19 protein-coding genes and 1 pseudogene are annotated in these 23,692 nt (G+C 70.4%); 11 read left to right on the top strand and 9 right to left on the bottom strand.

The window, feature by feature from the left end; all coding sequences use genetic code 11:
• Positions 1-114: 114 nt before the first annotated feature.
• The 8 genes and pseudogenes from ACF073_RS01575 to ACF073_RS01540 form a co-directional block, all read right to left on the bottom strand.
• Positions 115-1,554 (bottom strand): annotated as a pseudogene (locus ACF073_RS01575) (hypothetical protein); the annotation flags it as partial.
• Between the two features lie 157 nt (positions 1,555-1,711).
• Positions 1,712-2,452 carry a class I SAM-dependent methyltransferase gene (locus ACF073_RS01570; RefSeq protein ID WP_392065825.1) on the bottom strand — a complete coding sequence of 247 codons (741 nt, stop codon included), beginning with the start codon at positions 2,450-2,452 and terminating at the stop codon, positions 1,712-1,714.
• A gap of 167 nt (positions 2,453-2,619) precedes the next feature.
• Positions 2,620-3,090 carry a hypothetical protein gene (locus ACF073_RS01565; protein ID WP_392065824.1) on the bottom strand — a complete coding sequence of 157 codons (471 nt, stop codon included), beginning with the start codon at positions 3,088-3,090 and terminating at the stop codon, positions 2,620-2,622.
• A 250-nt stretch (positions 3,091-3,340) separates the two neighbouring features.
• Entirely contained in the window at positions 3,341-4,384 is a 1,044-nt protein-coding gene (locus ACF073_RS01560) for an ABC transporter ATP-binding protein (protein WP_392065822.1), read from the bottom strand.
• Positions 4,385-4,410: 26 nt separating this feature from the next.
• Complete coding sequence (locus tag ACF073_RS01555) at positions 4,411-5,436, bottom strand: ABC transporter ATP-binding protein (protein WP_392065820.1); 1,026 nt, start codon at positions 5,434-5,436, stop codon at positions 4,411-4,413.
• Between the two features lie 12 nt (positions 5,437-5,448).
• Positions 5,449-6,429: an ABC transporter permease gene (locus ACF073_RS01550; RefSeq protein ID WP_392065818.1), complete on the bottom strand. Its 981-nt coding sequence runs from the start codon at positions 6,427-6,429 to the stop codon at positions 5,449-5,451.
• Positions 6,430-6,513: 84 nt separating this feature from the next.
• Complete coding sequence (locus ACF073_RS01545; protein ID WP_392065816.1) at positions 6,514-8,295, bottom strand: ABC transporter substrate-binding protein; 1,782 nt, start codon at positions 8,293-8,295, stop codon at positions 6,514-6,516.
• A gap of 79 nt (positions 8,296-8,374) precedes the next feature.
• Positions 8,375-9,403 (bottom strand): ABC transporter permease, encoded by a 1,029-nt coding sequence (locus tag ACF073_RS01540; RefSeq protein WP_392065814.1) that lies wholly within the window; start codon positions 9,401-9,403, stop codon positions 8,375-8,377.
• A gap of 467 nt (positions 9,404-9,870) precedes the next feature.
• On the opposite strand from ACF073_RS01540, the gene ACF073_RS01535 reads away from it, so the two are divergent.
• Genes ACF073_RS01535 through ACF073_RS01515 form a run of 5 tightly spaced genes read left to right on the top strand, consistent with a single transcriptional unit; the run spans position 9,871 to position 15,459 of the window.
• Positions 9,871-11,493 (top strand): ABC transporter substrate-binding protein, encoded by a 1,623-nt coding sequence (locus tag ACF073_RS01535; RefSeq protein WP_392065812.1) that lies wholly within the window; start codon positions 9,871-9,873, stop codon positions 11,491-11,493.
• A gap of 6 nt (positions 11,494-11,499) precedes the next feature.
• Complete coding sequence (locus tag ACF073_RS01530) at positions 11,500-12,420, top strand: ABC transporter permease (protein ID WP_392065810.1); 921 nt, start codon at positions 11,500-11,502, stop codon at positions 12,418-12,420.
• Positions 12,413-13,393 carry an ABC transporter permease gene (locus ACF073_RS01525; RefSeq protein WP_392065809.1) on the top strand — a complete coding sequence of 327 codons (981 nt, stop codon included), beginning with the start codon at positions 12,413-12,415 and terminating at the stop codon, positions 13,391-13,393. Before ACF073_RS01530 ends, ACF073_RS01525 begins: the two co-directional genes overlap by 8 nt.
• A 7-nt stretch (positions 13,394-13,400) precedes the next feature.
• The gene (locus ACF073_RS01520) at positions 13,401-14,384 is read left to right on the top strand and encodes an ABC transporter ATP-binding protein (RefSeq protein ID WP_392065807.1); all 984 of its coding nucleotides are present in this window, start codon (positions 13,401-13,403) and stop codon (positions 14,382-14,384) included.
• On the top strand, positions 14,368-15,459 hold the full coding sequence (locus ACF073_RS01515) for an ABC transporter ATP-binding protein (RefSeq protein ID WP_392065805.1): 1,092 nt from the start codon (positions 14,368-14,370) through the stop codon (positions 15,457-15,459). Before ACF073_RS01520 ends, ACF073_RS01515 begins: the two co-directional genes overlap by 17 nt.
• 111 nt (positions 15,460-15,570) lie before the next feature.
• On the opposite strand, the gene ACF073_RS01510 is transcribed toward ACF073_RS01515, so the two are convergent.
• A complete protein-coding gene (locus ACF073_RS01510) occupies positions 15,571-17,703 on the bottom strand; it encodes an alpha/beta fold hydrolase (protein ID WP_392065803.1) in 2,133 nt (710 codons plus the stop codon).
• Between the two features lie 173 nt (positions 17,704-17,876).
• Between ACF073_RS01510 and ACF073_RS01505 the strand changes: the two genes are divergently transcribed.
• The 6 genes from ACF073_RS01505 (at position 17,877) to ACF073_RS01480 (ending at position 23,689) form a co-directional block, all read left to right on the top strand.
• On the top strand, positions 17,877-18,071 hold the full coding sequence (locus ACF073_RS01505; RefSeq protein ID WP_392065801.1) for a hypothetical protein: 195 nt from the start codon (positions 17,877-17,879) through the stop codon (positions 18,069-18,071).
• A 48-nt stretch (positions 18,072-18,119) separates the two neighbouring features.
• Positions 18,120-18,974 (top strand): N-acetyl-1-D-myo-inositol-2-amino-2-deoxy-alpha-D-glucopyranoside deacetylase, encoded by an 855-nt coding sequence (mshB, locus tag ACF073_RS01500; RefSeq protein ID WP_392065799.1) that lies wholly within the window; start codon positions 18,120-18,122, stop codon positions 18,972-18,974.
• The gene (locus ACF073_RS01495) at positions 18,971-19,387 is read left to right on the top strand and encodes a DUF6113 family protein (RefSeq protein WP_392065797.1); all 417 of its coding nucleotides are present in this window, start codon (positions 18,971-18,973) and stop codon (positions 19,385-19,387) included. Before mshB ends, ACF073_RS01495 begins: the two co-directional genes overlap by 4 nt.
• Before the next feature lie 154 nt (positions 19,388-19,541).
• Positions 19,542-21,881: a hypothetical protein gene (locus ACF073_RS01490; RefSeq protein WP_392065795.1), complete on the top strand. Its 2,340-nt coding sequence runs from the start codon at positions 19,542-19,544 to the stop codon at positions 21,879-21,881.
• Between the two features lie 141 nt (positions 21,882-22,022).
• The gene (locus ACF073_RS01485; RefSeq protein ID WP_392065794.1) at positions 22,023-22,952 is read left to right on the top strand and encodes an ABC transporter ATP-binding protein; all 930 of its coding nucleotides are present in this window, start codon (positions 22,023-22,025) and stop codon (positions 22,950-22,952) included.
• Positions 22,949-23,689 (top strand): ABC transporter permease, encoded by a 741-nt coding sequence (locus tag ACF073_RS01480; RefSeq protein WP_392065792.1) that lies wholly within the window; start codon positions 22,949-22,951, stop codon positions 23,687-23,689. Before ACF073_RS01485 ends, ACF073_RS01480 begins: the two co-directional genes overlap by 4 nt.
• Positions 23,690-23,692: the final 3 nt, after the last annotated feature.

The raw sequence follows: 23,692 nt of genomic DNA, 5'->3' as shown, positions 1-23,692 counted from the left end.
GGACGACGGCCCACCCGTGCGCGTACCCGGCCGGGCCGGTGCCGTTCGTACGCCGTCGGCAGGCCGCGGGCCGTCGGCCGTTCGTACGCCGGCGGCCGGCGTCGGTCCGGTGCGGCGGCGCTCGTACAGCGTCATCCGCCGGCCGCCCGCCTCCTGGTCCGTCACCGCGGTGAAGCGCTGTTCCAGGACGGCGGCCTTCGCCCTGTCCCGCCCGGTCTCCACGGACCCGGACGGCCCCTCCGGGTCGGTGATCACCAGGATGCGCCGCTGTGCCAGCATCGCGGCCCGTATCCGGTCCGGAGCGGCCTCCTCGCCGCTCAGCGTCCCGGACTCCACCGGGCCGCGCACCAGCGCGATGTCCCGGAGGCCGGCGAAGGCGTCGGGGGAGACCAGCGCGGCGTCACGCCGGTGCGTCGGGATGAAGAGCACCGCGTCCCCGGGCACCTTCACCTTCCGTACGTCCTCGGCCACCGCAATGACGTCGTCCACCCGGCTGGCCGGGGTCCGGGTGGACAGCGACTGCGGCAACAGCGCCGTCACCGCCGCCGCGATCGCCACCGGGACGGCCCAGGGTGCCGCGCGCGGGAACCGGTGGCGGGCGCCGCGCGCCGCCGCGCCCAGCGCGACGCCGATCAGCAGGGCGAGACCCAGCATGCTGAACAGCACATAGCGGTCGAGGAACAGAGGGTGAATCAGGGAGAGGCCGATGAGGCCGAGCTGCGGCACCGCCAGCAGCGGAAGCCCGACGGCCGCCGCCGTCACACGGCCCGTCAGCGGCCGGTCCGACAGGGCGGCGAGGCCGCCGAGCGCCAGCAGGACGGCGGGACCGATCAGCATGTGCCAGGTCAACGGCCGTATCCAGTCGACCTGTCCGGACTGGCTCCGGCTGAACAGGATCAGCGGCAGCGCACCGGCCACCGCCGCCGCGGCGGCCAGCGCCCAGCGCAGCCGGACACCGCGCCGGGCCCTCGTCCACACCAGAGTCGCCAGATGCGCGGGCAGGATCAGCAGCGAGAGCCAGTTCAGCAGCGCGCACACCAGGACCGTGACCCCGTAGGCCGTCCAGCGCCGCGCGTCACCGTGTCCGCCGAGCGCGCTCACCAGGAGCAGCGTCGAGATCCCGGCGCCCGCCGCCACCAGCCCGTACGGGCGTCCCTCCTGGAGATGGAACTGCACGGCGGGGAGCAGACCGAACGCCAGCCCTCCTCCCACCCCCGCCCAGGCCCCGGCGAGCCGGTGGCCGACGGCCGTCACACAGCACGCCGCCACCGCCATGGCCAGCACCGAGGGCAGCCGCAGGGTCGTGGTGCTCGGGCCGAAGAGACCGAAGAGGCCGTGCATCAGCAGGTAGTAGAGCCCGTGCACGACGTCCACATGACCCAGCAGATGCCAGATCTCGGGGACGGAGCGCCGGGCCACCTGCCAGGTGGCGGCCTCGTCCCGCCACACACTCCCCTGCCGGGACAGCCCCCACAGGCCGAGAGCGAGGGTCCAGGGGAGCGGGACCAGCCATACGGGCAGGCGTAACCGGGGGCGGGCGAAAGGGGGGTTCATGGATGCCGCGAATCTATCCGGCAGAAATGATCACGAGCCAGTGATCACGCGGTGAAGACAATCACGGCCGGTCGGGGAAACCTTCGCCCGTCAACATGCCGGAATCGGTGGCATCCGCACGGCTATTGGCGCATATGCCGTACTTCTGGAGCCGGTGCTAAGCCGGCTGGGCCACGGTGATGATCTCCGCGGCGCCCGGGGTGACCGGCCCGCGCCGCCAGTCGCCGTACTGCGCCTCGACCGTCAGGCCCGCCTCGGCCAGAAAGCCCGCAAGGGCCGGCGCGTCCAGGAAGCGGAGGACGCTGTGGCAGACCCGCGGGGCCGCCCAGTCCTCGCTCGCGTAGGTCTCCGTGAACCGCACCAGGCCCCGGTCGAGCCCGTCGCCCCGCACCTCGTGCCAGACCCGCACCGGGGTGCCGTCGCCCGCGGTGACCTCGTGGACCCGGTCCGGGGTCCAGCGCTCCCAGGCGCGGGCGTCCGGGTTCCTGGTCTCGAACACGAACCGGCCGCCGTCGGCGAGGGCCGCGCGGGCGGCGCGCAGACAGACCCGGATCTCCTCGTCCGTCAGCAGCTCCTGGAAGGCGTGCCCGGTCATGACGACGAGGTCGAACTCCCCGTCCCAGCGGCGCACCCGCACATCGCCGAGCACCCACTCGACATCGGGCCGCGCCGCCCGCGCCCGGACGAGCATCGCGGCGGCCGGGTCGAGCCCCGTCAGCCGCCCCTGGTGCCCCTCGGCGCGGGCCCGCCGCAGCAAGCGTCCGGTGCCGCAGCCGATGTCCAGCACGGCCCCGGCCTCCCGCAGCAGACCGAGGTAGAACTCGTCACCTGCACCCCAGGGGTTGAGGCTGTCGTACAGCGCGGCGAGCGAGAGATCGGCGAAGGCATGATCTACCACCGCGGCAGTGTGACACACCTTGCTGAACGGTGCGTCAGTTTCCGGCGATCCGTGTGTGGACACAACTGGTCCTGCGGATCGAGCTGTTCAGGGACGCTCGTTCTCGACTTCGGTCCGCACGCCGTGCGGACCGAACCATCGGGCTGACTCCTTGCGAGAAGCCGATGTCACGCAGCGAGCAGCTTCCACTGCATGTATTTGTTCTTGCTGCTACGGTTCCCCCACTTGATCTTGCCGTCCACCGTCTTGAAGTAGCCACCGTGGCTGGCCATGTAGGTGGTGTGCCCGATTCGCTTGTCATTCATTATGACAATGCCGGAGTCTCGGCATGCCCGGCCGGTCGGCGCCTTTTCCCTCTTTGACGGGTCGTCTAGGCACCAGGCCCCGTATTGGTCCGCGTCGGAGGCGAGCTGGGTGCCTTCGGGAGACCAGATCTGTGACCACTTGTGCTTACAAGTGGCCAGAGTGACGGTCTTGTTGTAGCCATTCCACTGCATGCACTTCCCGGTTATCACGCTCTGGACCCGGAAGGCCACGCTGGCGTGAGCCGGCGAAGTGGGGCCGAGCAGAGTGAAGCCGAAGGCAATGGCGGTGGCGCTGGTCGCCACAGTGGTGGTGGTTCTGCTGAAAAGTTTCACGGATGCTACCGATCCCTCAGTGGGCGTTTCCCCGTTTTAGGTGTAATGGGACTATCGCACAGTGTGAACGGGGGAAGGCAGCGACTTGAGGGAGATCTGAGCGAGTGGTGAAGCGCGGCTCCCCCACGCAGTGAGGGCCCGCACATAGGCATGTGCGGGCCCTCGTCCCCTGGAGCGGACGTTCATGGGCTCGGGTCAATGGGCCGAGAAAGTCCGTTCCTGAAGGGGGCGGCTGACGGAAAGGGGTGTGTCAGGCCGCCGCCTCGGGGTCCTTGGAGAGACGGGGAGCGGGGACGGTGTCCGCCGTCTCCGGGTAGTGGCAGGCCGTCAGGTGGCCCGGCTTGTTGCCCTCCACCTGCACCAGCGGCGGCGCCTCCGTCGCGCAATTCTCGGTCGCCTTCCAGCACCGGGTGCGGAAGCGGCAGCCCGAGGGCGGGTTGATCGGCGACGGCACGTCACCGGTCAGCCGGATGCGCTCGCGCGGCACCTCGTCCACCGTGGCCTCGGGGACGGCGGACAGCAGGGCCCGCGTGTAGGGGTGGCGCGGGTTGTCGTACAGGTCCTCGCGGTCGGCGATCTCGACGATCTTGCCGAGGTACATGACCGCGACGCGGTGCGAGAAGTGCCGCACGATCGCGAGGTCGTGGGCGATGAACACGAACGCGATGCCGAGTTCCTTCTGCACCTGCTGGAGCAGGTTGACGACCTGGGCCTGGATGGAGACGTCCAGGGCGGAGACCGGTTCGTCGGCGACGATCAGCTTCGGGTTCAGGGCGAGCGCGCGGGCGACGCCGATGCGCTGGCGCTGGCCGCCGGAGAACTCGTGCGGGAACCGGTTGAAGTGCTCGGGGTTCAGGCCGACGATCTCCAGGAGTTCGCGGACCCGCTTCTCCCGGCCGCCCTCCGGGTTGATGTCGTTGATCTCCATCGGCCCGGCGATGATCTTGCCGACCGTGTGCCGCGGGTTCAGCGAGGCGTACGGGTCCTGGAAGATCATCTGGATCTCGGAGCGGATCGGCGCCAGCTGCTTGCGGTCCGCGTGCGTGATGTCCTGGCCGCGGTAGCTGACCTTGCCCGCCGTGGGCTCCAGCAGCCGGGTGATCAGCCGGCCGGTGGTTGATTTGCCACAGCCGGACTCGCCGACCAGGCCGAGGCTCTCGCCCTCGGACACCTGGAAGTCGAGCCCGTCGACCGCCTGCACCGCGCCGACGGTCCGGCGGATCGGGAAGCCGCCCTTGATCGGGAAGTGCTTGGTCAGCCCGGAGACGTCCAGGAGGGGGGTGGTGCTGCTCATGGTGGTGAAGTCCCGTCTGAAATCCGTCAGTGGCTGCGGGCCGCGGCGTGGTCGGAGAACAACTCGCTCTTCTGCTCCGGCGTCAGGTGGCAGGCCGCGCCCCGTCCGTCGACGCTGTCCAGCAGCGGCTGATCGCTGGAGCAGCGCCCGCCGGACACCTTGTCGGCGAACGGGCACCGGGGGTGGAAGCGGCAGCCGGACGGAGGGTTGAGCAGAGACGGCGGCGAGCCGGGGATCGGCGACAGCGGGACGTCGACCGGCCCGTCGAGGCTGGGCATCGAAGCGAGCAGCCCCAGCGTGTAGGGGTGCTGCGGGCTCCGGAGCACTTCCTTCTTCGTCCCGCGCTCGACGCACCGGCCGCCGTACATCACCAGCACGTCGTCCGCGATGTCCGCGATGACGCCCAGGTCATGGGTGATGAAGATGATCGCGGTACCGAACTCCTGCTGGAGGTCCTTCAGGAGGTCCATGATCTGCGCCTGCACGGTCACGTCGAGGGCCGTGGTCGGCTCATCGGCGATCAGCAGCTCGGGATCGCAGACCAGCGCCATGGCGATCATCGCGCGCTGGCGCATACCGCCGGAGAACTGGTGCGGGTACTCGTCCACCCGTACGTCCGGCTGCGGGATGCCGACCCGGCGCAGCATTTCGATCGCACGGGCCCGGGCTTCCTTCTTGGAGCAGCCGGTGTGCTTGCGGTACGTCTCGCCGATCTGCGCGCCGATGGTGTGGTACGGCGACAGCGAGGCCAGCGCGTCCTGGAAGATCATCGACATCTTGTTGCCGCGGAGCCGCTCCAGCTCCTTCTCGGTGGCGGTGATCAGCTCTTTGTCGTCGAGCAGGATCTCGCCGTCGAGGGCGGTGTTGCGCGGGTCGTGCAGGCCCAGGATCGCCATGTTGGTGACGGACTTGCCCGAACCGGACTCACCGACGATGCCGAGGGTCTTGCCCTTCTCCAGGTCGAAGGAGAGCCCGTCGACGGCCTTGACGATGCCGTCCTCGGTGGAGAAGTGGACCTTGAGGTCGCGGACGGAGAGGAAGGGGGTGCTCATGGGTCTCTCTCCTTAAGCGAGGCGCACGCGCGGGTCGATCATGGCGTAGACGGCGTCCACGATGATGTTGAAGACGACGATCGCGCCGGCTGCGACCATGACGACGCCCAGCAGCATCGGCAGGTCGTTGGTGCCGACCGCCTTCACCGAGAGCATGCCGAGGCCCTGGAGGCTGAAGGTCGACTCGGTGATGATGGCGCCGCCGAGCAGCACACCGAGGTCGAGACCGAAGATGGTGATGATCGGGCCCATGGCGCCGCGCCAGGCGAACCGGAAGAACACCTTGCGGCGGGACAGGCCCTTGGCACGGGCGGTACGCACGTAGTCCTGGCTGAGCGACTCGACCATCTGGGACCGTGTCATACGCGTGTAGTTGGCGGTGAAGATCAGTGACAGCACCAGCCACGGCAGCAGCAGGCCCGAGAACCACTCGCCCGGGTTCTCCGTGAAGGGCGTGTAGCTAGCCCGGTCCAGCAGGTGCAGCTGGTCGACGAAGAGGTAGGTGGCGAACACACCGACGACGTAGATCTGCATCGAGGACGCGATCAGCGAGGCGGAGCTGGCGATCTTGTCCAGAGCCTTGCCCTGCTTGACGGCGGCCAGCATTCCGGTGCCGACGCCGAAGATCAGGAAGATCAGGGCGCTGCCGATGGACAGGGAGATCGTGGTGGGGAAGCGGTCCAGGATGGTGTCCAGCACCGGCTCACGGCTCTGGAACGAGAAGCCCAGGCACGGCGCGTCGCAGTGACCGAAAGAGCTGTAGTCCCGCCCCACGAACAGGCCCTTGAGCCATTCCCAGTACTGCACGGGGAGCGGGTCGGAGATCGCCAGGTTCTTCTTCACCAGGGCCAGGGTCTCTGGCGTGCAGACCTTGCCGCAGGCGATGCGGGCGGGGTCGCGCGGAGCGGCGTAGAACAGGACGAACACCAGGGCGCTGATGATCAGCAGAATCACCGCGGCGCCGAGGATCCGGCGGACGAGGAAGCGGAACATGGCAGTTGGGATTTCCTGACGGATGCCGTAGGGGGGTGAAACGGCGGGGCGGCACCTGGGCCGCCCCGCCTAGGGGGCCGTACGTCAGGCCTTGACGAAGGTCTTGTACAGCAGGGTCGCGGAGAAGTTCGGGTCGAACTGAGCGCCGCCGACCTTGTTTCCGTAGACGTAGAAACGACGCTGGTACGTCTCGGGGATCATCGGCGCGACCTCCTCCATGATGCGCTTGTCGAGCGCGGCCCAGGCTTGACCGGCCTTCATCTGGTCGGGGATGACCGCGTTCTTCTTGATGCCCTCGTTGATCCAGTCGACGTTGGTCTGCGAGACGTTGTTCTTGCCGTTGCCGATGGCGTCACCGTCGAGCAGCGGCTGGATCATCGTGTAGGCGGTCGGCCAGTCCGGGGACCAGCCGCCCCACATCACGTCGTAGTTGTTGTCGATCTGCTGGACCTGGTCGTAGTACGACGTCGAGTCGACCGGCTTGATGACCGGCGTGAAACCGGCCGCTTTCAGGGCGTTCTCGATGACGACCTTGGTCTTGTTGTAGGTGGGGTCCTGCGGGAAGGCGTAGACGACCTTCTGGCCGAGCTTGCCCGCCTCCTTCAGCAGCTTCTTCGCGGCCTCCGGGTCACCCTGCGGCTTCTTCGACTTGTTGTACGGGTCGGTCTTCTTGTAACCGATGATGTCGGGGCTGAGGACCGAGGTGGCGAAGTCGCCGGCGGACGGGCCCCCGTAGATCTGCCGGATCTGCTGCAGCGGCCAGGCGTGGATGAGGGCCTGGCGGACCTTCAGGTCCGTGACGCGCTTGGTGTTGATCCAGTAGAAGTAGGTACCCGTGAGCAGGCCGTTGAAGGTGCGCTTCTTCAGGTCGGGGTCGGTGAGGACCTTCTGGATGCGCTCGGCCGGGACGCCCTTGTAGATGGAGACAGCGTAGGCGTCGTTGCCCTGGGAGGCGATGAGGCGGTCGACGCCGTCCAGCGTCTCGACACCGAAGTGGAACTCGAAGCCGTCCGGGTAGGCGTTGCGGATCGAGTCGGTCTTCGGGTCCCAGTTCTTGTTCCGGATCAGCACCATCGACTTGTCGGTGGTGTGGGCCTTGATCTTGTACGGACCGCAGGCGACCGGCTTCTTGTCGTACTTCTCCTTGGTGTCCTGCTTCACCGGCACGGCGGCGTAGGAGTGCATGGCCAGGGTGAAGTTGAAGTCCGGCTTGGACTCGGCCAGCTTGAAAGTGATCGTCCGCTTGGCCTTGTCGGTGACGATCGAGTCCAGGTGCTTGCCGCCGTAGGGCCCGGGGTACCCGTCACGCCACTTGCCGCCCTTGCCGGTCAGCGCGCGCTGGGCGTAGTCGGCGCCCTCGGTGACGAACGTCGCCCAGGAGCGCTCGAAGCCGTGGCGGACGTCGTCGACGGTCAGCTCGCTGCCGTCCTCCCACTTCAGACCCTCCTTCAGCGTGAAGGTCCAGGTCTTGTTGTCGTCGGAGGCCTTGCCGGCGTCGGTGGCGAGGTCGCCGACGAGCTTCTGCTTGCCGGAGGCGTCGATCTTGTAGCCGGTCAGGCAACGGTGCAGCAGCAGCGCGACGGTGGAGTTGTACGCGTAGTAGATGCGCTGCGGGTCGAGGTGCGAGAAGTCGTCCGGGGCCAGACCGTAGATCGTGCCGCCCGCCTTCGCACCGGCGATCTCCGGGGCCGGACCGGTGGAGTCGGACGCGGTGCCGATGGTGACCTTGGCGCCGGTGTACTCCGTGGCGCCGGTGCTCCGGGAGCCGCCACTGCCTGAGCCACCGCTGCTGCAGGCGGACAGCACCGTCGAGCCCGCGGCCGCGACAGAGGTTGCGATCAGGAAGTTTCTGCGGGAAAAGGACATGGCTGGCCTGTTCTGGTGGAGGAACGAAGTGGTGCTGGAAGCCCCGGCAGGGCCCCGTCGCCGCGGCCGGGGGTCGTACTCAGCGTTTGGTCTTGGGGTCCAGGGCGTCACGGACGGAGTCACCGAGAAGGTTGAAGGCGACCACGAAGATCACCATCGTCAGGCCCGGGAAGAGCATGAAGGTGATGTCGTCCTGGTAGGACTTGGCGCCGTTCTGGATCATCACACCCCAGTCGGGGGTGGGGTCCGTGAGACCGACGCCGACGAAGGCGAGACCCGCTTCGGCCGTCACGTAGGCCGGGAGGAGCAGCGTCGCCTGGATGAGGATCGGCGTCCAGAGGTTCGGCAGCAGTTCCTTGAAGATGATCCGCGCCGGCGACGCACCGGTGATCTTGGCGGCCTCGACGAACTCCCGCTCGCGCAGAGCGAGGACCTCGCCGCGCAGCAGTCGCGCGATGGAGGCCCAGCCGAAGGCCGTCATCACGAGGATGAGGCTGGTGACGGTCAGCCAGACCGGGGTGTTCTCCTCCGGCGGCACGAAGATCGCCATGACCACCGGCCAGAAGGCGATGAAGAAGAGGGTCTGCGGGAAGGCCAGCAGGATGTCGATCACGCGGCCGACGAGGTAGTCCGTCTTGCCGCCCAGATAGCCGGCGGTGATGCCGACGACGACGCCGAGCAGGGTCGTCAGCACGGCCGCTGCGGTCGCGATCAGCAGCGAATTGCGGATGCCGTAGAGCAGGAAGGTGAAGACGTCCCGCCCGAGCTGCGGCTCGATGCCGAACCAGAAGTCCGAGCTGATGCCGCCGTTGGCCTTGACCGGGTAGTTGAACTCGTTCAGCAGGCCCGGGATGTTCATGCCGTAGGTGGTGTACGGGTCCTTGCCGTACAGCTTGGCTATGAGCGGCGCCAGGATGCCGACGACGAAGAAGAGGATCACCACGAAGGCGGATATGACGCCCGTCCTGTCCCGCTTGAAGCGGATCCAGGCCAGCCGTCCCGGAGAGCGGCTTTCGGCCCCCTTGGGGGTGCCGAGCTTCGCCGTTGCGGCGGTGTCTTCGTCGGTCACCTCAAGGGGGGCGGCCGGGGAAGGGGTTGCGGGGGTCATGATGCTCCGTGCCTTGTGGGTCAAGGCTCCGCAGGGCGCTCCCCTACGGGCTACGCCGGACTTTTTCAACGCAATTCATTCAAGGTCAATAAATTCTCGACCGCCTTGGTTTTCTCTTTACCTTCTTTACTCTGACTTGACCAATCCGTAGCTACGCGGGTAGCACGCCGTAATCAATCCGTGCTTCACATCGGACTAACTGCGCGAAACGGGCAAGGAGTTCGATATGCGGACGGTGGAGTGTCGAAATGCGTACATCGGAACGTCCCAATCCAACGTTTCGGCATCGTTACACGAAGATCTATTGCGCTCGACACCCAAGATCATCAAGCCGGCGGCGAGGGCGTGCCTGCATTCGGATGACGTGTCCCTCTAAAGGCGGCCCAATCGGGCGGGGCACCTGCGGTGTGCGCGGTATGTGTCGATATTGACCGTTAACTGATCGGGGCTCAGCGAGGAGGCACGCCATGCGGGGAATAGCGCACACCCGATGGGCCGCCTGTGTGGTGGCGACGGCCCTCGCGGCCGTCGGCTGCGGGGGTCCCGGCAGCGGCGGCAACGGCGGCGCGGTGCTCAGTGCCTCCTGGTCCGACCCGCAGAATCCGCTGGAGCCCGCCAACACCAACGAGGTGCAGGGCGGCAAGGTGCTCGACATGATCTTCCGGGGTCTGAAGAAGTACGACCCGAGGACCGGCAAGGCCCAGGACTGGCTGGCCCGGTCCATCGAGACGAAGGACTCGCAGCACTTCACCGTCCGCCTCCGCGGCGGCTGGACCTTCTCCGACGGCGAGAAGGTGACCGCCCGCTCCTTCGTGGACGCCTGGAACTACGGGGCGAGCCTGCGCAACAACCAGAAGAACGCCTACTTCTTCGGCTACATCGACGGCTACGACAAGGTCCACCCGGCCGGCGGCCGGCAGAGCGCCGACCGGCTCTCCGGGCTGAAGGTCGTCGACGACCGCACCTTCACCGTCACGCTGAACCAGAAGTTCTCCGGCTTCCCCGACACCCTCGGCTACGCGGCGTTCGTCCCGCTGCCCCGCGTGTTCTTCACCGATCACGCGGCCTGGCTGGACAAGCCGGTCGGCAACGGTCCTTACACCATCGAGTCCTACACCAAGGGCGCGCAGATGTACCTGCGGAAGCGGGACGACTATCCCGGCCCGGACAAGGCGCGCAACGACGGTGTGACCCTGCTCGTCTACACCGACACCAACACCGCCTACACCGACCTGCTGGCCGGCAACCTCGACCTGACCGACGACATCCCCGCCGCGCAGCTCAAGAACGTCAAGGGCGATCTCGGCGGTCGCTACATCAACAGCCCCGCCGGCATCATCCAGACCCTCGCCTTCCCCTACTACGACAAGGCGTGGAACCGGCCGGGCTCGGTGAAGGTCCGCACGGGGCTGTCCATGGCCGTCAACCGCGAGCTGATCACCGGCACGCTCTTCCGGAAGACCCGGACCCCGGCCACCGACTGGACCTCCCCGGTCCTCGGCGCGGCCGGCGGGTTCAAGGCCGGGCTGTGCGGCCCGGCCTGCCACTACGACCCCGCCCGCGCGCGGCGGCTGATCGAGGAGGGCGGCGGCATCCCCGGCGGACAGGTCAAGATCACGTACAACGCGGACGCGGGCTCGCACCGGGAATGGGTGGACGCCGTGTGCAACTCGATCAACAACGCGCTCGGCGACGACAAGGCGTGCGTCGGCAACCCGGTCGGCACCTTCGCCGACTTCCGCAACCGGCTCGGGCAGCACCGGATGACCGGCCCGTTCCGCGCGGGCTGGCAGATGGACTACCCGCTCATCCAGAACTTCCTCCAGCCGCTGTACTACACGGGCGCGTCCTCCAACGACGGCAGATGGTCGAACAAGGAGTTCGACCGGCTGGTGGACCGGGCCAACGCCGAGACGGACACCGCCAAGGCGGTCGCCGGCTTCCAGCAGGCCGAGAAGGTCGTACGGGACAACATGGCCGCCATCCCGCTCTGGTACCAGAACGGCAACGCCGGCTACTCCGAGCGGCTCTCCGACGTGGCGCTCAACCCCTTCAGCGTGCCGGTCTACAACGAGATCAAGGTCGGCTGAGCCGCCGTGGTGCGCTATGTCGCGCGGCGACTGCTCCAGATGATCCCGGTGTTCGTCGGGGCCACCCTGCTGATCTTCGTGATGGTGAACGTGATGGGCGACCCCGTCGCCGGCCTGTGCGGCGAGCGCGCCTGCGACCCGGCGACGGCCGCCCAGCTGAAGCGGGAGTTCGGCCTCGACAAGCCCCTGTGGCAGCAATACCTCACCTACATGGGGAACGTCTTCACCGGGGACTTCGGTACGGCGTTCAACGGGCAGCCGGTCACCGAGCTGATGGCGACGGCCTTCCCGGTCACCATCCGGCTGACGGTCGTGGCCGTCGTGCTGGAGATCGTCATCGGCATCACCCTGGGCGTGGTGACCGGGCTGCGGCGCGGCCGGCCCGTCGACACCGGGGTCCTGCTGGCCACCCTGGTCGTGATCTCCGTGCCCACCTTCGTCACCGGCCTGCTGCTGCAACTGCTGCTCGGCATCAAATGGCACTGGATCAGGCCCTCGGTCCGCTACGGCACCTTCGGCGAACTCATCGTCCCCGGCCTGGTCCTCGCCTCCGTCTCGCTGGCCTACGTCACCCGGCTGACCCGCACCTCCATCGCGGAGAACAAGCGGTCCGACTACGTCCGCACGGCGATCGCCAAGGGCCTGCCCCGGCACCGGGTCATCACCCGGCACCTGCTGCGCAACTCCCTGATCCCCGTCGTCACCTTCATCGGCACCGACGTCGGCGCGCTGATGGGCGGGGCGATCGTCACCGAGCGGATCTTCAACATCCACGGCGTGGGCTACCAGCTCTACCAGGGCATCCTGCGGCAGAACACCCAGACGGTCGTCGGCTTCGTGACGGTGCTGGTGCTGGTCTTCCTGGCCGCCAATCTGCTCGTGGACCTGCTCTACGCCGTACTCGACCCGAGGATCCGCTATGCCTGAGCAGCCGTACCAGCCCGAGGGCGCCATCGCCGGCACCGGCATGGGCGGCGCGATGGACCTGGCGACGAGCGAGGCGACCGCACTCGAAGGCGCCCCCGCCGGTCCGGGCGGCACCGGGCCGCAGGGCAGACCGCGCTCGCTGTGGTCCGACGCCTGGCGGGACCTGCGCCGCAACCCGGTCTTCCTGCTCTCCGCGCTGGTCATCCTCTTCCTGGTCCTCATCGCGCTGTGGCCCTCGGCCATCGCCCCCGGCAGCCCCCTGGCCTGCGACCTGGCCAAGTCCCAGGACGGCGCCGGACCGGGCGCTCCCTTCGGCTACGACGGCCAGGGCTGCAACGTCTACACGCGCACCGTCCACGGCGCCCGTGCGTCCGTCACGGTCGGCCTGTGCGCCACGCTCGGGGTGGCCCTGTTCGGGTCGGTCCTCGGCGGACTCGCGGGCTACTACGGCGGCGTCTGGGACTCGGTGCTGTCCCGGGTCACCGACATCTTCTTCGCCATCCCGGTCGTCCTCGGCGGCCTCGTCCTCCTCTCCGTGGTGACCAGCAATACGGTCTGGCCGGTCATCGGGTTCATGGTGCTGCTGGGCTGGCCGCAGATCTCCCGGATCGCACGGGGCTCGGTCATCACGGCCAAGCAGCACGACTACGTCCAGGCCGCCCGCGCCCTGGGCGCCTCCGACTCCCGCATCCTGCTGCGGCACATCGCCCCGAACGCCGTGGCACCCGTGATCGTGGTCGCGACCATCGCGCTCGGCACCTACATCGCCCTGGAGGCGACCCTGTCCTACCTCGGCGTCGGCCTCAGACCGCCCAGCGTCTCCTGGGGCATCGACATCTCCGCCGCCTCCCCCTACGTCCGCAACGCCCCGCACGCCCTGCTGTGGCCCTCCGGCGCCCTCGCCGTCACGGTGCTGGCCTTCATCATGCTCGGCGACGCGGTCCGCGACGCCCTCGACCCGAAACTGAGGTGATGGCGCCGTGCTGCTGGACGTGCGGGACCTGCACGTGGAGTTCCGGACCCGGGACGGGGTCGCGCACGCCGTCAACGGGGTCGGCTACCAGGTGGCCGAGGGCGAGACGCTGGCCGTGCTCGGCGAGTCGGGCTCGGGCAAGTCCGTCACCGCGCAGGCCGTGATGGGCATCCTGGACACACCGCCGGGCCGGGTCACCGCCGGGCAGATCCTGTTCCGGGGGCAGGACCTGCTCAAGCTGAAGGAGGAGCAGCGCCGGCGGATCCGCGGCACCGGGATCGCGATGATCTTCCAGGACGCGCTGTCGGCCCTCAACCCGGTGCTCTCGGTCGGCGACCAGCTGGGCGAGATGTTCGTCGTGCACCGGGGCATGTCCCGCAAGCGGGCGCGGGCCGAGGCCGTCGGGCTGATGGACCGGGTGCGCATCCCGGCGGCGGCGCAGCGGGTGCGGGACTACCCCCACCAGTTCTCCGGCGGGATGCGCCAGCGGATCATGATCGCCATGGCGCTGGCCCTGGAACCGGCGCTCATCATCGCCGACGAGCCGACCACCGCCCTGGACGTCACGGTCCAGGCCCAGGTCATGGACCTGCTCGCGGAGCTGCGGCGCGAGTACCGCATGGGGCTGATCCTGATCACCCACGATCTCGGGGTGGTCGCGGACGTGGCCGACCGGATCGCGGTGATGTATGCCGGGAAGGTCGTCGAGTCGGCGCCCGTGCACGACATCTACCGGGCCCCCGCCCACCCGTACACCCGCGGTCTGCTGGACTCGGTACCCCGCCTGGACCGCAAGGGGCAGGAGCTGTACGCCATCAAGGGGCTCCCGCCGAACCTCGCGCACATCCCGCCGGGCTGCTCCTTCCACCCGCGCTGCCCGATGGCCCAGGACGTGTGCCGCACCGACCCGCCCCCGCTGTACGAGGTCTCCGGCACCCGGGGCAGCGCCTGCCACTTCTGGAGGGAGTGCCTGCATGGCCGCGACCACTGAGCCGATCCTGGAGGTCGGCGGCCTGGTCAAGCACTACCCGCTGACGCGGGGCGTCCTGTTCGGGCGGCAGACCGGCGCGGTGCGCGCGGTCGACGGCGTCGACTTCACGCTCGCCCGGGGCGAGACGCTCGGCATCGTCGGCGAATCGGGCTGCGGCAAGTCGACGGTGGCCAAGCTGCTGTGCAGCCTGGAGCGCCCGACGGCGGGCTCGATCCGGTTCAAGGGCGAGGACATCACCCGGCTGTCCGGCCGGGCCCTGAAGGCCGTGCGCCGCAACATCCAGATGGTCTTCCAGGACCCGTACACCTCGCTCAACCCCCGGATGACGGTCGGCGACATCGTGGGGGAGCCGTACGAGATCCACCCCGAGGCCGCCCCGAAGGGCGACCGGCGCCGCCGGGTCCAGGAGCTGCTGGACGTGGTCGGCCTCGATCCGGAGTTCGTCAACCGCTATCCCCACCAGTTCTCCGGCGGCCAGCGCCAGCGCATCGGCATCGCGCGGGGGCTCGCGCTGCGCCCCGAGGTCATCGTCGCGGACGAACCGGTGTCCGCGCTGGACGTCTCGGTCCAGGCCCAGGTGATCAACCTGCTGGAGCGGCTCCAGGCCGAGTTCGAGCTGTCGTACGTCTTCATCGCGCACGACCTCTCGATCGTGCGGCACATCTCGGACCGGGTCGGGGTGATGTACCTGGGCCGGATCGTGGAGACCGGCCGGGACACCGAGATCTACGACCACCCGACCCACCCCTACACCCAGGCCCTGCTCTCCGCCGTGCCGGTGCCCGACCCCGCGGCCCGCGAGCGCCGCGAGCGGATCATCCTCACCGGTGACGTGCCCTCGCCGGCGAACATCCCCTCGGGCTGCCGGTTCCGCACCCGATGCTGGAAGGCACAGCCGCGCTGCGCCCAGGAGGTCCCGGCGCTGGCGGTCCCGGACGTCTTCCGGGGCGCGGGCGGCCCCGCGGCCCACCCCTCGGCGTGCCTCTTCGCGGCGGAGGCCGGGCCGTCGGCCGGCTCCGCGCCCGAACCCGCGACGCCCCAGGAGCCGCAGCTGAACGGCAACGGGCCGGGGTGACATGGCGCACCCCGGCCCGTTTCACGGCACCCGCACGGCCGTACGTCGTTCAGGTTCCCGGGTCCGTATATCGGTACCGCTTCCGTGGAGTTGCCCCGGCGTTAACGCGGTTCACGGGCGGGCGGCGGGCCGGGCGAGGGAGCGGCGCAGGAAGTCCAGCTGGAGGCGGAGCAGGTTCTCGGCGACCGCCTCCTGCGGGGTCATGTGGGTCACCCCGGACAGCGGCAGCACCTCGTGCGGGCGGCCGGCGGCCAGCAGGGCGGAGGACAGGCGCAGGGAGTGGGCGACGACCACGTTGTCGTCCGCGAGGCCGTGGATGACCATCATCGGGCGGTGCGGTTCGGCCGGGTCGACCAGGCCCGCGTCGTCGATCACCGAGTTGCGGCGGTAGACCTCCGGCTGTTCGCCCGGGTCGCCGAGGTAGCGCTCCTGGTAGTGGGTGTCGTACAGCCGCAGATCGGTGACGGGGGCGCCGACCACCGCCGCGTGGAAGACGTCCGGGCGGCGCAGCACCGCGAGGGCCGCCAGATAGCCGCCGAAGGACCAGCCCCGGACGGCCACCCGGTCCAGGTCCAGCGGGTACCGCTCGGCGAGCGCGTGCAGCGCGTCCACCTGGTCCTGGAGCACCACGGCCGCCAGGTCGTCCCGGATCGCCTTCTCCCAGGCCGGCGAGTGGCCCGGGGTGCCCCGGCCGTCGGCGACGATCACGGCGAAGCCCTGGTCGGCGAACCACTGGGAGGTGAGGTGGGCGTTGTGCGCGGCGACCACCCGCTGGCCGTGCGGACCGCCGTAGGGGTCCAGGAGAACCGGCAGGGGAGTGTCACCGTGGTAGTCCCGTGGCATAAGCACGGCGCATGGAATTCGGCGTGCGCCCCCCTGTGTCAGCGTCACCCGGGGGGACAAACCAGGATCTTCGGCGTACGACCGGACAGTGGCCGCCGCTTTTCCGTCACACAGCACCTGGGCCCGTGTGCCCGGCCGGTCCAGTGCGGCGGAGACGAGGACGGTCACGCCGCCGGCCCGCACCGCCGTGTGCACACCGGGCTCCTGCGACAGCCGCTCCAGGCCCAGTTCGTTCACCCGGTACACATGGACTTCGCCAATTTCCGGCGTCTGCGCCTCCGGGCCCGCCGAGGCGGAAACCAGTACGTCGTCCGCACCCACGTCCAGGACCGCACGAACGTGCAACTGGCCGCTGGTCAAAGGCCGTTCGCCGACCGCCAGCACCCGCGCCCCGCCCTCGTCCGCGATCCGCACCAGCTGTCCGGACGGGCTCCAGCAGGGCACACCGGCGAAAAGTTCCAGCCAAGTTGGATCTTCGTCGGCGTGCACCATCCTGGTGGCCCCGGTGTCCGGGTCCACCGCGAGGAACAGCTGGCTGCGCTGGTCCCGCGCCTGTACGAGCAGCAGCGGCGCCCCCGCCTCTGACCAGTGCACACGCGCCAGATACGGATACCGCGCCCGGTCCCAGGCCACCTCCGTGCGCGTCCCGTCCAGGCCGCAGACGAACAGCCTGACCTCCGCGTTGGGCGTGCCCGCCGCCGGGTACCGGATGTTGAGTGGCTCACGCTCCGGGTGGGCCGGATCCGCGATCCACCACTGCCGTACCGGCGTGTCGTCCACGCGCGCCACGAGCAGCCGGTCGGACCGCGGGGACCACCAGAACCCTCGCGAACGGGACATCTCCTCGGCCGCGATGAACTCCGCGAGGCCGTAGCCGACCTCCGCCGACTCCGGCTCGGCCAGCGCCCGGTCGCCGTCCCCCGCGGCGCCCACCACGCGCAGCGCACCCGCGGCGACATAGGCGATGTGCCGACCGTCGGGGGCCGGCCGCGGGTCGATCACCGGTCCGGGCACCGGGAGTTCGCGCGCCGTGCCGTCCCGCAGGCCGGCCGTGAAAAGCCGCCCTGACAAGGCGAAAGACGCCAACTCCAGGGCGCTGTCGGTGGCGTAGCCGACGATGCCGGCACCGCCCTCGCGGCTGCGCTCCCGGCGGGCGCGCTCCTCGGCCGAGAGCTCTTCGGAGGCGCCCTCGAGGAGCGCGAGCGGATCGGCCGCGAGCCGCTCCGTACCGCTGGGAAGGTCAAGCACCCACAGGGAGTTGGCCCGGTCGGTGCCCGATCCGGAACGCAGGAACGCGACACGCGAACCGTCGGGTGCCACGGTGAACGCACGCGGCACGCCGAGCGTGAACCGCTGGGTCCGGGCGTGCCGACGGGGGAAGGAGTCAGCCTCGGTCGTCATACCCCGACCATATTGGCCATGCGCCCCCTTGTGCGGCCGTGCGCCGACCGATGCGCGAGCACGGATAGTTATGATCACTACCGCAGAGTGGGTATGAACCTGCTGGCGTCTGCATGGATTTGCTCAACTGATCTAGAACCCGCGTCCCTGGGATCTTTTGGAGGTGAGCCGCCGTGGCACTCTCGATTTCGGCGGTGGTGCTGCTGGCGATCATCGTCTTCTTGCTGATCAAGAAGTCAGGACTGAAGGGCGGGCATGCCGTCGTCTGCATGCTGCTCGGGTTCTACCTCGCCTCCTCCACCATCGCGCCCACGATCAGCGAGCTGACGACCAACGTCGCCAGCATGATCGGCAGCATCAAGTTCTGACGGCCGCCGTCACCGGAGGCGGCCCGGGAATTCCGTAGGGTGGGTCCCATGACGGATCTCCCTGCCCGGCGTCTGCTCCTGGTGCACGCGCACCCGGACGACGAGTCGATCAACAACGGCGCGACCATGGCCAGGTACGCGGCCGAGGGCGCCCACGTGACCCTGGTCACCTGCACCCTGGGGGAGCGGGGCGAGGTCATCCCGCCGGAGCAGCGGCACCTGACGGGCCCGGCGCTGGGCGCCCACCGGCGGGGCGAGCTGGCCGCGGCCCTCGGCGCGCTCGGGGTCACGGACGGCCGGCTGCTCGGCGGCGCCGGGCGGTACGGCGACTCCGGGATGATGGGGCTCGCGGACAACGACGACCCCGGCTGCTTCTGGCAGGCCGACGTGGACGAGGCCGCCGGCCGGCTCGCCGAGGTGATCCTGGAGATCCGGCCGCAGGTCCTCGTGACGTACGACGACCACGGCGGCTACGGCCACCCGGACCACATCCAGGCCCACCGCGTCGCCATGCGCGCCGTCGACCTCGCGGCCGAGCGGGGCCACCGGATCGCCAAGGTGTACTGGAACCGCGTCCCCCGCTCCGTCGCCGAGGCCGCCTTCGCCCGCCTCCAGGACGAACTGCCCGTGCTCCCGTTCGACAAGAGCGCGTCGCTGGACGACGTGCCGGGTGTGGTCGACGACGAGCGGATCACCACCGCGGTCGACGGCGGCGCGCACGCTGCCGCAAAGGCCGCCGCGATGCGCGCCCACGCCACCCAGATCGAGGTGGCCGAGCCGTACTTCGCGCTCTCCAACGCACTCGCCCAGCCGCTGTTCACCACCGAGTACTACGAGTTGGTGCGCGGGACGGGGCAGCCCGGGGAGACCGACCTGTTCGCCGGCGTCGAGGAGGCGTCATGAGCGACGGCGGACCGGGCTCCTCGCTCGCCCAGCCCCTGCGCCCGCCGTCCGCCGGACGGGCCGCCGCCCTCGCCGGCCTGGTCGTGCTGGGGGCGGCCGTGGGCCTCGCCGGCGCCCTGGTGCAGGCCGCCTGGTTCCCCGGCGGGCTGCTGCTCGCCCTCGCGGGTGCCGCCGGCCTCTTCCTCGGCGGTTCGTACGCCCTCGGGAGCCGGAGCGGGGCGGTCGCCCCGGCGGCGGGCTGGATCGTGGCCGTCGTCCTGCTCACCACCACCCGCCCGGAAGGCGACTTCCTGTTCGGCGCGGGGGGCGGCTCCTACCTCTTCCTGCTCGGGGGGATGGCCCTCGCTGTGATCTGCGCCACCGTCGGCGCCGGACGGCGACCCGGAGCCGGCTCCGCCCGACTTGGCAAGTGACGTACCACTTCGCCGTGCGGCGCACGTGCGAGTCCGGTGTGGGTTTCCTCAGCGGTCATGGGATACGCGCCAGGGGTGGCCAGTATGGTGGTGCGCGCCGCCGAGCCGCCCGCGAGGCCGTACCCGGCGGTGGAGCCAACTGGGAGAACCTGCCTTGAGTCGTGAAACTGACACTCCGTCCACCGGGCCCCATGGGCGCGGCGGAGCCGCGTACCCCTCCGGCACGCCGCCGTACGGGACCCCCATGGCTTCCGACGACGGTACGGACGCGGGCCGTTCGGGCACGCGGCCGGAGGACAAGAAGACCGAGACCACGCTGACGACCCGGATCCGGATCAACATCCCCGGATCCCGGCCCATCCCGCCGGTCGTCGTGCGCACCCCCGTCGGGGAGGGCGAGAGCACCGGGGACGAGCCGCCCGCCGCCGAGCCGCGGCCCGCGGCCGACCGGACGCCCGCCGCCCCGGCCGCCCCCGCCGAGGCCCCGGCCGAGCCCGGGGCCCCGGGGGACGAGAAGACCAGCGACTGGTTCGCGCCCCGCAAGTCCGCCCCCGCCAAGCCCGCTCCGGGCGGCGGCGGCACGAACGGTGCCCAGATCCCCGGCGGTTCCGCCGCGCCCGCCGGCACCCCCGGCCCCCGTACGGGTGGTCCGGGTGCGTCCGGCGCCGCCGGTGCCCGCTCCGGCGGCGCCCGTCCGGGCGGTGTGGTCGGCTCCATGAGCGTGCCGGGCGGCTCCCGCCCCGGCGGCACGAACGGCTCGGGCCTGCCCGGCGCCACCGGCGGCCCCGTCGCCCCCGGCCACGGCGGCGGCACCGGCTCCTTCGACGTGACCGAGGCGCTGAACGCCGGCCCGCTGGCCGGCGGCTCCCGCCCCGGCGCCGCCGAGCCCCGCCGCGACGACCTGCCGTACTTCGCGGACGGCGCCCCGGCGGCCGGCGGCCAGGACGGCTACGGCGCCGGTACGCCGGGCGCCGGCGGGCACGACGGCTTCGGCGGTGCCACGGCCGGTGCGCACGGACACGGCGGCGCCAGCGGCTTCAACGGCCCCGGCGGCCAGGGCGGCCCCGGCGGCCCGCAGGGCCCCGCCGGGCCCACCAGCGGCCCGGTCACCGGCGACAGCCCCCTCGCCCCGTCGGCTCCGGGCCGCGGCCCGGAGCCGGGCGAGCCCTTCGACGGCCCGGCGCACGCCGGCTTCGGCGGCCCGGCCACCCCGCCCGCGCGCAGTGCCCTCGCCGACCTCGACGGGCCTCCCGGGCCCGGCGGGCCCCGGACCGGCCCCGGCGGCGGGTTCAGCGACGACACCGCGATCCTCACCCCCCAGCAGCCGGCCCCGGAACCGGGCACGCCCGGCTACCGCTCCCCGGCCGCCGACAACGTCTCCGGACACACCGTCACCAGCGGTATCCCGGTCGTCCCCGGCGCGGGCGGCACCCCCTTCGGCACCCAGCCCGGCACCCCCTTCGGCACCCCGCCGGGCGGCCCGGCGGCACCCCGGCCCGAGCCGGCCGCCGCGCCCAAGCCGGCGCCCAAGGCCACGGCCAAGCCGAAGAAGAAGGGCCGCAGCAAGCTGGTGCTGCTCGGCGTCGGCGTGGTCGTCGTCGCGGGCGGTGCCTACGGCGCCGGCCTGCTGATGAACCACACCGACGTGCCCAAGGGCACCACCGTGCTCGGCGTCGACATCGGCGGCGGCACCCGCGACGACGCCGTCAAGAAGCTGGACGACTCCTTCGGCGCCCGGGTGAACAAGCCGCTGAAGCTCGCCGTGGGCGGCAGGACGGTCACCGTCACGCCGGAGAACGCGGGGCTCCAGTTCGACTACCAGGCCACCGTGAGCGAGGCCGCGAAGAGCGACTACAACCCGGTGCACGTGGTCGGCTCGCTCTTCGGGCAGAAGCGCGTGGTCGAGCCGGTCATGCCGGTGGACGAGGAGAAGCTCCAGGCCGCCCTCCAGCAGGCCGGCGGCGGCTCCGGCTCGGCCTCCGACGGCACCATCGAGTTCAAGGCCGGCAAGGCCGTACCCGTCTACGGCAAGGCGGGCAAGGCCATCGACGCCGCCCAGTCCACCAAGGCGGTCGAAGCGGCGTACCGCACGCTGGTGGAGACGGACAGCGCGGCCCCGGTGACCGTGCCCACCACCACCAGGCAGCCGACGGTCCCGAACGCCGAGGTCGACCGGATGATGAAGGACTTCGCGCAGCCCGCGATGTCCGACCGGGTCACGGTGCAGACGGACCCGCTGCACTCGATCCCGATGAGCCCGCAGAACTCGCTGTGGAAGTTCCTGCGGGTGACGGCGGTCGACGGCAAGCTGGTCGACAAGCCCGACCTGGCCGCCCTCAAGCAGCTGTACGGGCAGACCTTCGACGGGGTGCTGATCACCCGAGGCAACGGCAAGAAGACGGCCGTCACCCCCGAGGACGTCTACGCCGCCCTGCGCCAGGCGCTGACGAGCAAGACCAACCGGATCGCGGTCATCCCCACGAACCCGAGCTAGCCGGCACCGCACCAGGGGGCGCCCTCGCCACGGGGGCGCCCCCTGGTCGTGCGCGTCATCCGAACGGCATGACATCTGTCATCCGGCACCCGGGACCGCCGACACTGCCGGGCCCCGGGGCCGTGCGGCCACCATGGACGCATGACGACGACAGCGGCGCCGGCCACCACCACCCCGGTGGTCGGGTTCGACCAGGTGACCAAGACATACGGGAGCGTGCGGGCCGTCGAGGGCCTCTCGCTCCGGCTGTACCCGGGCGAGACGGTCGCCCTGCTCGGCCCGAACGGGGCCGGCAAATCCACCACCCTCGACCTGCTCCTCGGGCTCAAGCAAGCCGACAGCGGCACGGTGAGCCTGTTCGGCACCAGCCCGCGCGAGGCGATCACGGCCGGCCGGGTCGGGGCCATGCTGCAGAGCGGCGGCCTGATGGACGGGGTCACCGTGGCCGAGCTGGTGAAGCTGGCCTGCGCCCTGCATCCGCGGCCGTACCAGGCGTCCGACGTGATGGCCCGCGCCGGCGTCAGCCAGATCGCCGACCGCAAGGTGGACAAGCTCTCCGGCGGCCAGGCCCAGCGGGTCCGGTTCGCCCTCGCCACCGCCGGCGACAGCGACCTGATCATCCTGGACGAGCCGACCACCGGCATGGACGTCTCCACCCGCCAGGCCTTCTGGGCCACCATGCGGGAACAGGCCGACCAGGGCCGCGCGGTCCTCTTCGCCACCCACTACCTGGAAGAGGCCGACGCGATCGCCGACCGGGTCCTGGTGCTGCACCGCGGCCGGCTCCTCGCCGACGGCACCGCCGCCGAGATCAAGGCGAAGGCGGGCGCCCGGCGGATCTCCTTCGACCTGGCGGACGGGATCGACACGGGCGCCCTCGACGGGCTGCCCTTCCTCACCTCGCTCGACGTCTCGGGCCAGACCGTCCGCATCCAGTCCACCGACGCCGACGCGACCGTGCACGCCCTGTACGGCCTCGGCCTCTACCCCCGCAATCTCGAAGTCGCCGGGCTCGGTCTCGAGCAGGCCTTCGTCGCCATCACGGAGGCCGAGGAGGCCCGGCAGGCATGAGCGCACTCATCCGACTCGAACTCGCACGCGCCCTGCGGAACAAGAAGTTCCTGTTCTTCTCGGTGCTCTACCCCTCGTTCATCTACCTGATCTTCGCCAGCAGCGCCGGCTCGACCGACAAGGTCGACGGCACCGGCCTGACCGTCGCCACCTATCTGATGGTCTCCATGGCCTCCTTCGGCGCCCTGACCGCGGTCCTGATGGGCAACAGCGAGCGCATCGCCAAGGAGCGCGAGAACGGCTGGGTACGGCAGCTGCGGCTGACCCCGCTGCCCGGGCGCGGCTATGTGCTCGCCAAGATCGCCAGCGCGGCCGTGGTCAGCCTGCCCTCGATCATCGTGGTGTTCCTCGCCGCCGCCGTGATCAAGGACGTACGGCTCGACGCCTGGCAGTGGCTCGCCCTCACCGGGGTCATCTGGGCCGGCAGCCTGGTCTTCGCCGCGCTCGGCGTCGCCATCGGCTACCTCGCCTCCGGGGACGCGGTCCGCCCGATCACGATGATCGTCTACTTCGGCCTGTCGATCCTCGGCGGCCTGTGGATGCCGTCCACCACCTTCCCGCAGATCCTGCAGGACATCGCCAGGTGGCTGCCCACGCACGCGTACGCTGCTCTGGGACGGGCGGTCGAACAGAGCCAGGCGCCCGGCGCGACCGACATCGCCGTCCTCGCCGTCTACTTCGTCCTCTTCGCGGGCGGCGCGGCCTGGCTGTACCGGAAGGACACGCTGAAGGCGTGAGCA

Source organism: Streptomyces sp. NPDC015171 (genome assembly GCF_043079545.1).
In the GTDB taxonomy this organism is placed as follows: domain Bacteria; phylum Actinomycetota; class Actinomycetes; order Streptomycetales; family Streptomycetaceae; genus Streptomyces.
Note: the sequence above shows the minus strand (reverse complement) of the source record. Positions and strands in the feature narration are given on the sequence as shown.

Coding starts and splice junctions, on each gene's coding strand:
- ACF073_RS01560 (WP_392065822.1), bottom strand. CDS start 4,384: ATGAGCAGCACCACCCCCCTCCTGGACGTCTCCGGGCTGACCAAGCAC.
- ACF073_RS01555 (WP_392065820.1), bottom strand. CDS start 5,436: ATGAGCACCCCCTTCCTCTCCGTCCGCGACCTCAAGGTCCACTTCTCC.
- ACF073_RS01550 (WP_392065818.1), bottom strand. CDS start 6,429: ATGTTCCGCTTCCTCGTCCGCCGGATCCTCGGCGCCGCGGTGATTCTG.
- ACF073_RS01545 (WP_392065816.1), bottom strand. CDS start 8,295: ATGTCCTTTTCCCGCAGAAACTTCCTGATCGCAACCTCTGTCGCGGCC.
- ACF073_RS01540 (WP_392065814.1), bottom strand. CDS start 9,403: ATGACCCCCGCAACCCCTTCCCCGGCCGCCCCCCTTGAGGTGACCGAC.
- ACF073_RS01535 (WP_392065812.1), top strand. CDS start 9,871: ATGCGGGGAATAGCGCACACCCGATGGGCCGCCTGTGTGGTGGCGACG.
- ACF073_RS01525 (WP_392065809.1), top strand. CDS start 12,413: ATGCCTGAGCAGCCGTACCAGCCCGAGGGCGCCATCGCCGGCACCGGC.
- ACF073_RS01515 (WP_392065805.1), top strand. CDS start 14,368: ATGGCCGCGACCACTGAGCCGATCCTGGAGGTCGGCGGCCTGGTCAAG.
- ACF073_RS01510 (WP_392065803.1), bottom strand. CDS start 17,703: ATGACGACCGAGGCTGACTCCTTCCCCCGTCGGCACGCCCGGACCCAG.
- mshB (WP_392065799.1), top strand. CDS start 18,120: ATGACGGATCTCCCTGCCCGGCGTCTGCTCCTGGTGCACGCGCACCCG.
- ACF073_RS01495 (WP_392065797.1), top strand. CDS start 18,971: ATGAGCGACGGCGGACCGGGCTCCTCGCTCGCCCAGCCCCTGCGCCCG.
- ACF073_RS01485 (WP_392065794.1), top strand. CDS start 22,023: ATGACGACGACAGCGGCGCCGGCCACCACCACCCCGGTGGTCGGGTTC.
- ACF073_RS01480 (WP_392065792.1), top strand. CDS start 22,949: ATGAGCGCACTCATCCGACTCGAACTCGCACGCGCCCTGCGGAACAAG.